Origin of the sequence: Pseudovibrio denitrificans JCM 12308 (assembly GCF_001310815.1) — a bacterium.
Classification (GTDB): domain Bacteria; phylum Pseudomonadota; class Alphaproteobacteria; order Rhizobiales; family Stappiaceae; genus Pseudovibrio; species Pseudovibrio denitrificans.
On sequence record NZ_BAZK01000009.1, the window covers coordinates 36,207 to 49,037 of the forward strand.

Below are 12,831 nucleotides of genomic sequence, written 5' to 3' on the forward strand. Positions count from 1 at the left end.
CGAGGGGATTGGAGTGCGGCCTGCGAGTGCAAGCTAAGTCAGGAGGAGCTGACTTAGCGGCTGCTTGCACATTTGTTTGTTGTGTTGATTGGTTTCAGCGGTTGCAGAGCCGTTTCAGCCACATAGGAGCCGATCTGATAACCGAGCATGTCGCCAACAGCGTTGGAGCGACGGTAGTGAACACCACCCAGAACGCGGGACTCTGACTCTTCCTCTGCAAACTGCTGGAAGCTGACATAATCCTTGGAAAGGCCACCCTTGCCGTTGAAGGTGAAGGCCATTTGGCCATCGCCAAAGACGGATTCCAGAACCTCCTGAGCCGCGCTGCCACTGGTGCAGTGCTGGCATGGATATTCAGGATGCATCGGTGCAGGCACCAGTGAGCTCCACTCCATGTTGGTCTTTAGAGTTGGATGCTTGTAGCTCTTGCCCAGAGCTTCCATGGCGGTCTGCGGGCGCCACAACGCGTACTCATATTTTGCGTTGAAACCAGCCACCAGAGCGTCTGTTAAAGCCAGGTTGAGAAGCGCGAGGGTGCGGGCTTCTTCCAGCATGGACAGATCACAGGACACACTGCTCTTGCGTGCTATCTGGTTCCACGCACCAGAGCCGGACCCTGCATGAAGCTTAGCGATGAAGACGTTCTCTTCGTTGGTCTGCGTTTCTTTGCCACCCAGCTCAACCACTTCGCTCAAACCGCGCTGATACTGCATGCTGTCCAGCGCTGGCGGCGGCGGCACGCGGAAGTGAGTTGCGGAAGCCAGAACAAACGGTGTCATCTCGCGGATCTTCGGAGCCACCATCTCGCGTGTGGAGGTGCGCTGATAGACGCCAGCTTCTGCCGGGCCCGGAGTGTACTCGGTTGAGAAGTCAGCGTTGTCTGATGCACGCGCTGCCAGAATTTGCTCAGCAACCGCTTGTCCCAGTGCCATGCCGGACTGTGGGTTCTTCAGGTTTGCGAGGCGTTGTTTAGCAGCGGCCAACAACTCGTCTTTGCGCTCTGGCATCAAGGTGGATAGCACATGCACGGCAGCTTGGGTCACAGCTGCTTCAGCGGACGCATCCGGGTTGTTTGGGCCGGTGTAAGCATAAGGGGTGTAGATGCCTTCGACTGCGTTTGCTGCGTCGAACATGGCGGTGTGCAAGATAGCCAATGTGCGCTGACGTTTGGCGCCCGGCCATTTCTCAGCGTTGAACAGTTCAATGGCGGTGCCCTGCCAGTCGGCAGCCAGTTCTGCCTTGGCGGCTCCGCCGGTAATCACAAGCGCCAGAGCGCCGCTGTAAGCAATTGTCTTCAACCATGTAAATCGGGTGGTCATACTAAAACCTCGCAATTTGAAAACGGCTATAGCTAGGGATGGAAATTCACTTTGCACAAATCGAAAGAATGGAAGGCGGGCCTCAGAATTTGTGTGGGCCCGCCTGCCGAGACCTAAAGAAATCCGAGCAGGTACCACCACATCAGATCGATGGGGACTAGGAGGAACAGACTGATGACAAACAGCGTCAGACACAGTTTGATCACGGCCTTGGGTGGCAGGTTGCCAACCTGAATAGCAGCCACCAGTGGAGGGGCCTGAAACGGCAGGAACACGTTGGAAAATGCCATCACCTGCGTCATCAAAACGGTCTGCAAGGGAAGGCCAGTTGCCTCTGCCAGATCACCTGCAACTGGTGTCATCACAGCAGGTACGCCGGGCAGGTTTGTTGCCATGGCAACCAGAGTGGACAGACCTGTGAGGACGGAGAGGTTCCAGATGGGACTATCCTCCGAGAACCCTGCTTGTCCGCCAATGGTCTGAACAATTGCTTCTCCCAGACCTGCCACGGAGATTACTGCGCCCAATCCCATGATCCCCGCAACGAACATCAAAGAGCCGTAGCTGAGATCCTGATTGATGCAGGTTTTGGAGGTCAGCTTAGCATTTGGCCAGAAGCAGGCCAGCGCTGCTGCTAGACCAACCCAGGCAGGACCAATGGGGTGCAGGCTGTCTGTCAGCCAGAACAGCAAGCACAGCGCCAGAATGATCATCAACCGCCGTTCCTGACCGCTGACCGGCGTTGCCTCCTCCGGATCCTCATGAGCGTTTTCAGGCAGTTTGTCCGGGAAGAGGACCAGTGTCAGCCCGATCAGAATGAGAGACTTGAGGATACCCAGAACAGGGAAGTTCAGGCGCAGGTAGTCCCAATAAGAAATGCTGAGGTCATAAAGGCTCTCACTCATCCCCGCGAGGATCATGTTGGGGGCGTTGGCCGGCAGGATTGTGAAGGCTGGCGCAAAGGTCGCGAACGCAGCAGCACAGAGCATACCAGTGCGTCCGTTGGAACCCGGCTTGAACCCGATCTGCGCGGCAAGGGCTGAGATCACCGGCAGCAAGATCATGATGCGGCCAATGGAAGAGGGCACCACGAATGCCAGCGCTACACTGAATGCCACAATGCTGGAGATCAGCCCGGCATAACTGTTGAGCGGCAACCGCATCAGCAAAACAGCCGCGCGCTTATCAAGCTTGGTGTGTTTGATGGAGGCGCCGAGCACGAGGCCTGCAAACAGCAGCCAGAAGGTGGAGGTTTGAAAGCCGGAGAACACTACATCCGGCGGCGCGATACCGATGACAATCGCTACGAAGAAGAAGGCAAGTGCTGTCCAGTATTCCGGTACTACGCCCGTGGCCCAAAGGCCCAGACAGCCAACGGATAAGACCGCAGCAACAGTCATGCCAGCGGGCAGGTAGGCGGAAGCGAGAAAGCCAGCAAGCGTTGCGGCAACTGCAACGCCGATGAACTGCCAGGTCTGTTTGTTGTTAAAGGGGGATTTGACGGTTTCTGGAGCGGGTTGAAGGCCGGAAGCCCGCCGCGGGTTGTGCTGGGTGTGATCTGTCATAGCGACCTGTGATTCTGAGTTAATCCGAATGAGGTGCCAGAACTATGTTTTTTGCCGCTGCTAATAATCCAATCGATTTATCAGAGGCATAGCCTCAGCATTTTCGAATATGCTGATCAAGGACGCCTCAGAAATTCTGAGGTAGGCTATCGGATAAATCGAATTTACTCGGATATCGTCACCAAGTATCGATCTGGTGTTGAGGCGGGCTTTGGCTTTGGGGGCGTTAAGTGTTTAATTTTGCAACCTATTACGGCTTCAAAAAATGAGTAATCAGCAAGAGATCTCTATGTCTTCCAGCATCTCCCTAAACCCGGTTGGTTTCATCCGAACGGGATTTTCAGAAGTGCGCCAATGTCCAAAATCCAGCAGACGTAATCCTGACCAATGTCAGTTGGAAATTTCCTCACCCTATGCGGATGCGCTTTTGAACATCACCATGGCCTCCCATCTGTGGGTGCTGTACTGGCTGCATCATTCTGACGGGACTGCTCTGATCCGGCGGCCTCGTGGAGATGAAGCAGCCCGTGGTGTTTTTGCCAGCCGTTCACCCAACCGTCCCAACCCGATCGGGCTCAGTGCGGTTGAATTGATTAGACGGGACGGCAACGTTTTGACGGTGAGTGGAATGGATTGTGTTGATGGCACACCCATTCTGGACCTGAAACCTTATGTCCCTATAGAAGACCACCAGCCAACCGCGCAGATTGCGTGGCAGCCATGATCAGGAACCTGAGGATGCGCATGTTGCCGTGCGTCCCGCTCAGAAAGTCTGAGGCATGCACCTTTTCCATCACCCCCTCGTGCGCGTTGTTGCCGCGACCCTCGCAGCTTTATTGTTGACCCTTGCAGCGGCCACGGCCGGACCCGTCGGCCAGCTCGTGATAACCGATGCCCGTGGTGACCGTGGTATGTTGGCGCCCTACATTCATGGCAAAAACGGCATCGGGTATCTCTACACCACCTACGTTTTTGACAGTCTGTTGAGCCAGAAGAAGGACGGTGATGTGACACCGGCTCTGGCTAAACGCTGGACTATTTCCCGCAATGGCCTCATCTGCGATATCTACATCGACTTACGTGCCCATTGGCATGATGGAGAGCCGGTAACGGCAGAAGATGCTGCTTTCACCTTCAGCTATATGCAGGAACATCCTTATGTTTTTGCAGATGTAAGGAATGTGAAGGAGGCGAAAGTGCTCTCCCACGATCATCTGCGTCTGCAGCTCAAAAAACCGGATGCCGGATTGCTGACTGGTATGCTGCTTTCCATGCCTGTTCTGCCTAAACATGTGTATGCGGATGTTGCAGAACCGCAGCGCTTTGCTGAGCCAGAGGCTGTGATCGGGAGCGGTCCATACAAGCTGGCGGACTACAACAAGGCGCAGGGGCGCTATGTGCTCGAAGCGAATGCTGACTATTACCTCGGCACGCCAAAGTTCAAGCGCATCGCAATTGTGAAGATGGCAACGGACGCCGCGCTTCGGGCGGCTAAGGCTGATGAGATTGATATCATCTCCTACCTGCCACCAGAGCGGTTGGAACAAGCCAAAGAGAGCGGCCTCAATGTCGTAAAAGCGTTTAGCAATCACTCTGTTCGATTAGGCTTTAATCATGCAGGCCGGTTTGGAAGCAAAGACCTGCGTCACGCCATAGCCTACGCCATCAATCGGCCAGCACTGATCTCGACGGCTTATCAGGACACAGCAGACGTGGCTGATACTGGCTTCTTTCAGGAAGCATCGCCCTGGCATTCTGATGATGTTCACCCGCCGTATGCCTTTAGTCCGCGCAAAGCAGCAGATTTGCTGACAGCGCAGGGTTGGGCTCGTGCAGAGGATCAGCTTTGGTACATCGATGGTGAGCAGGTTGTTTTGCGCGTGCTGGCCAGCAAGCGAGAGACCAAGGCAGCGAAGGTTCTGGCAGAACAGTTGGAGACATTCGGCATCAAACTGGATGTGCGCATCATGGAGCGTGCAGCATTGCAGGATAGTCTGAGCGAAGGCAACTATGATCTGGCGCTTTATGCATCCAGTACTCTTGGTGATCCAAACGGCATTCTGCGCCGCGTTTTTGGAAAGAAGTGGGCCAGTGACAGGTACTCCGGCAAAAAGCTAAGAGCGCTTGCGGATGCCCAGTCCGTGGCGACCTCTCGCCAGCAGCGGCAGGATATTCTGAATGAGTTTCAGGAGGTCTATTCGCAGGAGTTGCCAGCCTATGCCATCGCTAACCCATACATGGTGACAGCGTACAACGATAAGCTTTCCTCTCTTGAGTTCATGCCGGGCGGCGTTGCGATTGGCGTGCCTTCGGCTTTGCATAAATCCTATCTGGTTGACTGACCAGCTTGGTTCACCCAACGCCAGCTGCCTTTGTGCAGCTGGCAAAAGGCAAACATAAAACAGGTAGGCCGTTCTTGTGGTTCCCCCGATACTTATAAATCTTCTGTCCGGTCTTAGTGTCCGTTTGCTGGTGTTCTTCCTGTTGGTTCTGCTTGTGTTTTTTCTGCCGCGCCTGTTGCCGGGCGATCCTGTTGCAATCTTCCTGTCCTCCGACCTTTCGCGGGACTTGAGCGGAAGTGAAGCGGAAGAGCTGCGCTCTCAGTTTGGTGTGGCTGGCGGCTGGCTTCAGCAACTGGGGGAGTACCTATCCAATCTGGTTGTCGGTGATTTGGGGTATTCCGTTCCTCATGCGGCTCCTGTCTCACAACTGCTCAAAGCGGCGATCCCTTGGACACTGCTTTTGATTGCCTGCGCAGCGCCGCTGTTTTTGATTGCGGGAGCTGCTGGAGGAATCGAAGCGGGCAAAGCGCCGGGGGCTTTGTTTGATCGTGTGGCTACAGGCACTGTCACTGTGATTGCCAGTATTCCGCCTTTTACAGCAGCCGTTCTGTTGCTACTGGCCTTTGGCATTTTGTGGCCGGTGTTGCCTGCTGGTGGGGCAGAACCTCTGTTTCCCAGTGATAACCCTTTACAACGTGACTTTGACGTTGCCCGCCACGCCGTACTGCCCGTGCTGGCGCTGTCGCTGCATGAGGTGTCCCGCTTTTACTTTCTGGCACGCGGTGAAGCGATCACGCTGTCTCAGCGGCCTTTCATCATCAACGCTTGTGGCCGCGGCATCAAAGGCTGGCGGCTGCGGACAGCCTACTACGGAAGAAGCCTGTTTCCGGTCTTTCTTGCGCGTATGAGTGACTCGCTGACGGGGTTGTTCGGTGCGGTGTTGTTTGTTGAGATCGTCTTCTCTTATCCGGGCACTGGACACCTGATTTACAACGCTATTTTGGACCGTGACTATGTGCTGCTTCAAGGGGCGGTGATTGTGATGGCGGGGCTTGTGCTGCTGCTCAACTGGATCATCGATGCAGTGGCAACAAGTCTAGCGCGGAGAGGATGAGCTGATGCTTGGTTACTGGTCTCCCGTCACCCAAAGTGCAGGCTTCGTCTCCAAAGGTGCATTGGCTGCTTCCGTCATTTTGATGATGGCTGGCTTCACATTGTCGGAGAGCCTGCCTGCCTACAAAACCAGCCCGGATGTGCTGCATCCTCCCAGTGCAGAGTACTGGCTTGGAACCAACGGTATCGGGCAGGATGTGTTCATTGGTCTGGTGCGTGCCGCGCCCATCACAATCTTTCTTGCCTTGGTGACAGCAACGGTTGCTCTGGCGCTGGCTTTGGCCGCCTCCAGTCTGGCGGCCTTTGGTGGTCCGGCAGTGCGCGGGGCGGTGCTGCGCGTGGTGGATGTGCTGCAAGTGATCCCGTCCATTCTGCTACTGTTGCTTTTGGCGGCCTGGATACAGCCCGGCTTCCTTGGGCTTGTGGTGCTGTTGGCACTGACGGGATGGCATGAGGATGTGCGTGTGGCTCTTCCGATCCTGTTGCGCGAACTGACACGCGAGAACGTGCATTTTGCGCGGCGGATGGGCGCCAGTCGCACCTACTGTCTGCGCCATCACATCCTGCCTGCCATCTGGCCTGCGATTGTGGGGCTGTTTCTGCAGAACGTGCGGCAGGCTGCTTTGAAAAGCGCAGGGTTTGGCTTCCTCGGCCTGACTGATCCGCGTCTGCTCACATGGGGCAGCATGATGCAGGATGCGATGGAGCATCTTTATACAGATGCCTGGGCATGGTTGCTTTTGCCCCCCGCAGGCGCGCTTTCTCTCTTTCTCATCGGGATCCTCATAATTGGTGAAGGGTACTCGCAAAGTGGTGGGCTCACCGGAAAGGAACAATATGATCCGGGTTGAGCAGCTGAACCTGTTTTTCGGAGAGCGTCCATTACTGCAGGATGTGTCCTTTGAGATTGGCCGTGGCCAGACGCTTGCAATCATTGGTGAACCCGGCGGAGGCAAAACCAGCCTTGCCCGATCGCTGATGGGATTGATCCAAGGGCGCAGATTGGCAGCCCAAGAAAAGCCGTTGCCCTCTAGCCATTTCTGCTGGAGCGGAGATGCCTGGCTTGGGGAGATGAATGTGCTGCGTTCTTCTCGTGCTCAACTGCAAGCGATGCGTGGGCGGTCGGCAGGCCTAATTGTGCAGGCACTTTCGGATGCCCTCAACCCGCACCTGACGGTACTGCAGCATGTACAAGAGATGTTAAGGGCGCATGGCTTGAGTGAGAGGGACGCTCGCGAAGAATGCGCCATTGGAAACATTCCTGACAGGCTTTTGCCGCGCTATCCCACTGCCTTGAGTGGGGGAGAAATACAGCGGGTGCTGACCGTGCTTGCCCTTGCGAACTCTCCGGAGTTTCTGATCATGGATGAACCGACAGCGGCGTTGGACAGCTTCAACCGGGAGATCGCGATCCGCTCCTTCCAAAATGGCTCAGAACAACGGTGTCAGATGTTGATCACACACGATATTGAACTGGCCCGACGTTTGGCCACCCATGTTGGTGTGTTGCGCAAAGGCAGGTTGACCGAGATTGGCCCCTCTGAAGATGTGCTGGACAGGCCGCGCAGCATTTACACGCAGCAACTCCTCAAACTCCGCCGTAATGCGGGCAATCCAATGCCATTGCCGGTTTCTTCCAGCGGTGGCAATCCCGCGTTGGAAGTGCGTTCTGGCAATGGGTTGGTCATGGATAGGCTCAGCCATTCCATTGAGAACAGAGGCCTGCTCTCCAAGATATCCGCCTTTGTGCCTGCTGGCAGTTGCCTTGCTATTCTGGGAGGCAGCGGAAGCGGGAAGACCACACTGGCGCGTTTGCTGAGCGGTTATGAGAAGGTGCAGGAAGGCTACGTTTACTGGCAGAACGGAACGGAGCGCGAAAAATCTGTCATCGCTTTGATCCCGCAACACCCTCACCGGGCTATGGCAAGCCACTTCTCGGTGTCTGATGTGCTGAAAGAAGCGCTGATGTTGTCACGTGGAGATCAGGCGGAAGCGAACCGACTGTTAGACCGGGTGGGGTTGCCGACAGATACCGATTTCCTCAACCGCAAAACGCGAGAGCTTTCTGGCGGCGAAGCACAGCGGCTGGTGATTGCTCGTGCCCTTGCCACGCGCCCGCAGTGTCTGGTGGCGGATGAACCCACATCCGCGCTGGATATGCAGGCGCGCAGTCATGTACTGGAGATTTTGCGGGGCGTGATGCGCAATCGCAAAATGGCGCTGGTTCTCTTCACGCACGATCAGGCCGCCGCGCGATCCCTTGCAGACAAGGTCTGTCATCTGGAGCAGGGTACTCTCATTTGCAGTGAGGCACCTGTAACGAATGTGGCGAGTTGAAAAGTGCCAGCACGCCGCTGAAATTGGCGTGCCGGGTTTGTCAGGCTGTGATGACTTCTGAGGCCTGGATTGTGCGCACACGATCGGACAGCCAGTCGAGATCCGGATCAGCAATGCCCAACTCCCGCAGATGGTCAGCGGTGTTCCAGAGGTAATCGCAATTCGGGCCTTTCTCGCCCGCTGCTGTGGCGATGATTTGCGCCTGCTCCTCAGCATTGAAGGAGCCGTATTGCTCATGCTCCCGGTTCACCACATAGGTCAACGCCTCCACTTGCCGTCCATCCTGCAGCTGAAGTGTTGTGATGATCTCCCGGTAAGCTGGATTAAACAGTTCCCGCGCCCGCAAACCTTCCAGCACTTCGTCCTGCCTGTCCTGCGGGATGCCCAATGCAACGCCGCTGCAATAGGATTCTGGTGCCGCATCAAGGGCAAGGACGAGGCCGTGCTGGTCGAAAGTTCCACGGTAGCGCAGAGAGCAAAGGCAGAATCGGCGTTTCCAGCCATCCAGACGGGCTGGCACCTGTTCAACGGGCTCAAAACCGGGGTGCCAGATGAGGGAGCCGTAGCCAAAGACCCAGAGAATGTCGGTCATTTCATTTCCCTTTCAGGGTTCAACGGAAAAGCAAAAAGGGCACCTTGTAAGGCGCCCTTTGGTATTCGTGGTCTGCCGGATCAATCCATGATCAACTGATAGGAAGCAACCAGACTGGTGTAAGGCGGCAGGAACACGGCCTTTGGCTCACCATTCAGCATGATCGTATCTTTGGCATCAAAGTGCAGATGGATCGGAAGCGGACCAAGCCAGTTGTTGGAGATCTTGCCAATGCGGCTGCCCTTGGCGATCTTGTCCATCGGCTTCACCTGAAGCGTTTTCATATCCAGATGCACATAGCGATACAGCGTGCCGGTTGGGCTCTGGATGGTCACACCAAACCGGCCTACATGAGCCACGATGCCATCTTCGGCTGCCACTGCCCAATGCTTGCTGGCTTCACAAGTTGCTGGGCGAATGTCCTGTCCCTGGTGACCACCTGAGGCGCAGAGTGGCAGATCAGCCTTGCGGAACTCGCAGAAATTATCGCGCCATGGATAGGAGTAGTTGGCTGGATCACACTCAGACCCACCGTTGCCCTTGAACCCGCCAGGTGCATAAGCGTGTGAGTTGGCATAGGCTGGGCCGGACTCCACCGGAAAGCGCATCTGCGGGAAGTAGATGGCGTGGCTGGCAACACCCTGACCTGTGTTTTCAATCAGATCTCCCGGCATCATGAAGCGGGATGTGTCGTCGGCCTGAGCGGAGAAGCTGAAGGCCAGCGCCAGGCAAAGAGAGATAAAACGCATCATTGGGCCGCTCCATTCACGACAAGAAGGGTCTGAACGACACTGTTGAGGAACTCTGGCTTACGACACCGCACATCCTTGATCGGGTTGTCGCAGGTCAGGCGGATGGTGTAATGCGCGCCGTAACGGTTGAGGTTGTAATCCGCACCGCTGCCGATGCTCTCATAGGCGACGGCTTGGTGATGACCTGTCAGATCCTCAGTTCCTGTCAGCACGGTGTGCGACCCAAGAATGCTGACCTGCGCGCCCTCTAGTGTATAGAAGGCGACGTAAGCTGATTTCTGGTTGGCGAACTGTGGTGTTTCCATCTTGGCATCGCTGCCGAAAATCAGGACAGGCAGTTCAACAGTTCGCAGCGTACCGTTGGTGGCGGCGACGAACTTTTCGACGGCTTCCGGATCACGCGCCAGCGACCGTTTTGCGGCGATCTTGGCGGCGGACCAGTCGATATCAGTCGGCACCCGCTCTACGCCGTTCTTGGCGAGCGCTGGTGCTGCGGTTGTTGCTGCCAGAAGAGTGGCCGCAAGTGCGACTTTGGCAAATTCCATAAGTAACTCCTGTGAGCTCAAAGAAAGAGCAAAGCCCCGGCAATATCGGGGCCTGCCTGATATCATGCTGTTTCCAGAATGCGCTCCTGCGGTGGCTCTGCTGCTTCTTTTGCAGCCTTGGCTTCCAGTCGTTTCATCTGGCTGATGATGTTGCGTCGGTGCATCTCTTCGGTGCCGCCCACAGCGCAGAAGGCAAGCGCATCCCGGAGGAAGGTGGAGACCTCGCCTGATGGTAGCCTTTGGTGCCGTAAAGCTTGAGAAGATCAATTGCGCCGCTGGTGATCGCCTCTGCGCCAACCAGTTTGGCGATAGAGCAGGTCATGCCTGCTTCCGGTGCGCCAGCCAGTAACTGTTGAAGGGCACCATAGGCAGTCCACTTTGCAGCTTCTGCAGAGATGCGCATGTCGGTCAGCTTCTTCTGCACGTACTGGAACTCAAGCACCGGCACCTCAAAGGTCTGGCGCTGCTGCGCATAGCTCATAGCTGCTTTCAGCATTGGTTCCACCAGCCACGCAGAAACGAGACCGTAATAAAGTCTGCCCAGAGACACGAAAGTGATGAGGTTGCGTAGGCCCTTGCCGGGAACACCAAGTAAGTCACCATAGTGAAGCGGGATGTTGTTGAACTTCATCGGTCCAGTTGGCAGATCCAGATTGCCGAGCTTCTGGTCATACTCACCAACCTCAAGGCCCTGGGTACCAGCATCCAGCAGGATCAGCGAGATGCCATCGCGGGCATGTCCATCCAGCTTGCACACGACGAGCGTAAAGTCCGCCACAGGTGCATGAGCAATGTTGTACTTGGCGCCGTTGAGCACGAAAGTCTCGTTTGGTCCCGGTGTCAGGACGGAGGACGTGGAGCGCACATCTGTACCCGTGTCCGGGTCGGCAATCGCTGTTGCACTCAGTTTGCCCTTCAGGATGCGGCCAAGATAATCCCTCTTCTGCGCTTCCGTGCCAAACAGGTTAAGCGCATGCACCATGCCCGCCTGCGCGATGACGGAAAGCAGAATGCCCGGCGTGCGCACGGAGGAAGCAAGCCCTTCCAGTGCTGCCGTAAAGTCCCACCAATCGGTGCCTTCACCGCCATACTCAGCAGGCACAATGATCTTCCAGAGACCGGCTTCTAAAAGCCGGTCCCAAGTGTCCTGATCAAAAGCCTGTCTGCCAGCATGCAGTGCGGAGTAGTCAACCTGGCTGCCAATTTGAGCATACTTTGCCCGCAGAGCCTGTTGACGTTCATTCCATTGTAGATCCATCAGAGATCTCCAGATTTCGAGAAAAGTGACAGATCTTATGCTGGCTGGTGCATGGCGACAGGTTCTTGAAGTTGAGCCACGGCAGCCTTGAAGTCATCCGGCACTGGATAGGTTGACTGCTTTTCGTAGTCGAACATCACGTGCGTGGAGGAGGCGTTGGCGACGACACGGCCATCCGCATCATCCAGACGCATTTCGTGCTGCATTTCAAAGCTCTTGCCACCAAATTTGGTCACGCGGCTCAGCACCACCAGACGATCGCCATAGAGCGCCTGAGAAACGTAGTCACAGGAGGTCTTCACCATGATGTGCGGCAGCTTCTCAGACTTTGGCAGTTTGAGCAGGTCATGCATGTATTCCAGATACGCAGATTGCATGTAATCGTAGTAGATCGGGCTGCTCACATGGCCCATGGAGTCAGTATCGCGGTAGCGGATTTCGATTGGTGTTTCATAAGCTTTCTGTGTCATGAAATTCCCTCCTGTTGGGGTTTTGAAATTCACTCGTAAACGATGGGTGGGAGGCCGGGGTGGCTTGTAGTGGGCCGTGAATAGTGAAGCCCATGGGCACAGGACCGTGCTTTCTTAAGATTGTTAGAGAAAACTCGTTGGCGGCGCACAGCGTGGTGATGCAGCATCCGCTTCACCTTTGGCACAGACAGCAGCAGCTTGCGCATTGCTGGTGACGAACTTGCGCTCAATAGACGCTGGGATCAGCTTTTCAGGTGCCGGGTGTGTGGCGCAGAGCTTGGGTGTTTTGCCGGTAGAGGAGGCCAGAACCATGTTGTCGGTGTTCATGATAAACACGTCCATCAGCTTCAGCTCGCCGATGTGCTCGTAAATGATAGAATGCAGATGCGGGTAAGCCACCACGCTCAGCAGAACGGATTTTCTGCACTTGGCAACGGCTTCCGCTGCCAGCTCCATCGTGGCATGAAGAAAGACCTCAGCATTCTTGCAATGGCGTGCAGCCCACCTCAGGGCAGCTCTCTCGCAGTTCGTGCCGGTGGGTCCAAGTGTGTGCACTTGTCGGACCCAATCAAAGGACAGTGGGGCTGTTCCTTTTGCC

13 protein-coding genes are annotated in these 12,831 nt (G+C 55.8%); 5 read left to right on the plus strand and 8 right to left on the minus strand.

What is annotated here, in order from left to right:
- Nucleotides 1-53: 53 nt before the first annotated feature.
- Nucleotides 54-1,319, minus strand: coding sequence for a vanadium-dependent haloperoxidase (locus JCM12308_RS13575; RefSeq protein WP_054784106.1), 1,266 nt, complete (start codon nt 1,317-1,319; stop codon nt 54-56).
- A 113-nt stretch (nt 1,320-1,432) separates the two neighbouring features.
- Entirely contained in the window at nt 1,433-2,884 is a 1,452-nt protein-coding gene (locus tag JCM12308_RS13580) for an SLC13 family permease (RefSeq protein ID WP_054784107.1), read from the minus strand.
- Between the two features lie 289 nt (nt 2,885-3,173).
- Here JCM12308_RS13580 and tsaA point away from each other — a divergent pair, with 289 nt between their 5' ends.
- From tsaA to JCM12308_RS13605, 5 genes are all read left to right on the plus strand, one after another.
- A complete protein-coding gene (tsaA, locus tag JCM12308_RS13585) occupies nt 3,174-3,608 on the plus strand; it encodes a tRNA (N6-threonylcarbamoyladenosine(37)-N6)-methyltransferase TrmO (protein WP_008549072.1) in 435 nt (144 codons plus the stop codon).
- A 55-nt stretch (nt 3,609-3,663) separates the two neighbouring features.
- The gene (locus JCM12308_RS13590) at nt 3,664-5,226 is read left to right on the plus strand and encodes an ABC transporter substrate-binding protein (RefSeq protein WP_054784108.1); all 1,563 of its coding nucleotides are present in this window, start codon (nt 3,664-3,666) and stop codon (nt 5,224-5,226) included.
- Between the two features lie 76 nt (nt 5,227-5,302).
- On the plus strand, nt 5,303-6,280 hold the full coding sequence (locus JCM12308_RS13595; protein ID WP_208609210.1) for an ABC transporter permease: 978 nt from the start codon (nt 5,303-5,305) through the stop codon (nt 6,278-6,280).
- Nucleotides 6,281-6,284: 4 nt separating this feature from the next.
- The gene (locus JCM12308_RS13600) at nt 6,285-7,130 is read left to right on the plus strand and encodes an ABC transporter permease (protein ID WP_054784110.1); all 846 of its coding nucleotides are present in this window, start codon (nt 6,285-6,287) and stop codon (nt 7,128-7,130) included.
- Entirely contained in the window at nt 7,117-8,616 is a 1,500-nt protein-coding gene (locus tag JCM12308_RS13605) for an ABC transporter ATP-binding protein (RefSeq protein ID WP_054784111.1), read from the plus strand. Before JCM12308_RS13600 ends, JCM12308_RS13605 begins: the two co-directional genes overlap by 14 nt.
- 40 nt (nt 8,617-8,656) lie before the next feature.
- On the opposite strand, the gene JCM12308_RS13610 is transcribed toward JCM12308_RS13605, so the two are convergent.
- The 6 genes from JCM12308_RS13610 to JCM12308_RS29935 form a co-directional block, all read right to left on the minus strand.
- Nucleotides 8,657-9,208, minus strand: coding sequence for a gamma-glutamylcyclotransferase (locus JCM12308_RS13610; protein WP_054784112.1), 552 nt, complete (start codon nt 9,206-9,208; stop codon nt 8,657-8,659).
- 80 nt (nt 9,209-9,288) lie between these two features.
- Nucleotides 9,289-9,960, minus strand: coding sequence for a M23 family metallopeptidase (locus JCM12308_RS13615; RefSeq protein WP_054784113.1), 672 nt, complete (start codon nt 9,958-9,960; stop codon nt 9,289-9,291).
- Nucleotides 9,957-10,505 carry a hypothetical protein gene (locus JCM12308_RS13620; RefSeq protein ID WP_054784114.1) on the minus strand — a complete coding sequence of 183 codons (549 nt, stop codon included), beginning with the start codon at nt 10,503-10,505 and terminating at the stop codon, nt 9,957-9,959. Before JCM12308_RS13620 ends, JCM12308_RS13615 begins: the two co-directional genes overlap by 4 nt.
- Nucleotides 10,506-10,638: 133 nt before the next feature.
- A complete protein-coding gene (locus tag JCM12308_RS13625) occupies nt 10,639-11,763 on the minus strand; it encodes an acyl-CoA dehydrogenase family protein (RefSeq protein ID WP_208978567.1) in 1,125 nt (374 codons plus the stop codon).
- A gap of 35 nt (nt 11,764-11,798) precedes the next feature.
- The gene (locus tag JCM12308_RS13630; protein ID WP_008549314.1) at nt 11,799-12,233 is read right to left on the minus strand and encodes an acyl-CoA thioesterase; all 435 of its coding nucleotides are present in this window, start codon (nt 12,231-12,233) and stop codon (nt 11,799-11,801) included.
- Nucleotides 12,234-12,356: 123 nt separating this feature from the next.
- A complete protein-coding gene (locus tag JCM12308_RS29935; protein ID WP_208978568.1) occupies nt 12,357-12,689 on the minus strand; it encodes a hypothetical protein in 333 nt (110 codons plus the stop codon).
- Nucleotides 12,690-12,831: the final 142 nt, after the last annotated feature.

Excerpts from the sequence above, each read along its gene's own strand:
- tsaA (WP_008549072.1), top strand. The coding sequence starts at position 3,174 with ATGTCTTCCAGCATCTCCCTAAACCCGGTTGGTTTCATCCGAACGGGA.
- JCM12308_RS13615 (WP_054784113.1), bottom strand. The coding sequence starts at position 9,960 with ATGATGCGTTTTATCTCTCTTTGCCTGGCGCTGGCCTTCAGCTTCTCC.
- JCM12308_RS13580 (WP_054784107.1), bottom strand. The coding sequence starts at position 2,884 with ATGACAGATCACACCCAGCACAACCCGCGGCGGGCTTCCGGCCTTCAA.
- JCM12308_RS13600 (WP_054784110.1), top strand. The coding sequence starts at position 6,285 with ATGCTTGGTTACTGGTCTCCCGTCACCCAAAGTGCAGGCTTCGTCTCC.
- JCM12308_RS13610 (WP_054784112.1), bottom strand. The coding sequence starts at position 9,208 with ATGACCGACATTCTCTGGGTCTTTGGCTACGGCTCCCTCATCTGGCAC.
- JCM12308_RS13625 (WP_208978567.1), bottom strand. The coding sequence starts at position 11,763 with ATGGATCTACAATGGAATGAACGTCAACAGGCTCTGCGGGCAAAGTAT.
- JCM12308_RS13620 (WP_054784114.1), bottom strand. The coding sequence starts at position 10,505 with ATGGAATTTGCCAAAGTCGCACTTGCGGCCACTCTTCTGGCAGCAACA.
- JCM12308_RS13630 (WP_008549314.1), bottom strand. The coding sequence starts at position 12,233 with ATGACACAGAAAGCTTATGAAACACCAATCGAAATCCGCTACCGCGAT.
- JCM12308_RS13590 (WP_054784108.1), top strand. The coding sequence starts at position 3,664 with ATGCACCTTTTCCATCACCCCCTCGTGCGCGTTGTTGCCGCGACCCTC.
- JCM12308_RS29935 (WP_208978568.1), bottom strand. The coding sequence starts at position 12,689 with ATGGAGCTGGCAGCGGAAGCCGTTGCCAAGTGCAGAAAATCCGTTCTG.
- JCM12308_RS13605 (WP_054784111.1), top strand. The coding sequence starts at position 7,117 with ATGATCCGGGTTGAGCAGCTGAACCTGTTTTTCGGAGAGCGTCCATTA.
- JCM12308_RS13575 (WP_054784106.1), bottom strand. The coding sequence starts at position 1,319 with ATGACCACCCGATTTACATGGTTGAAGACAATTGCTTACAGCGGCGCT.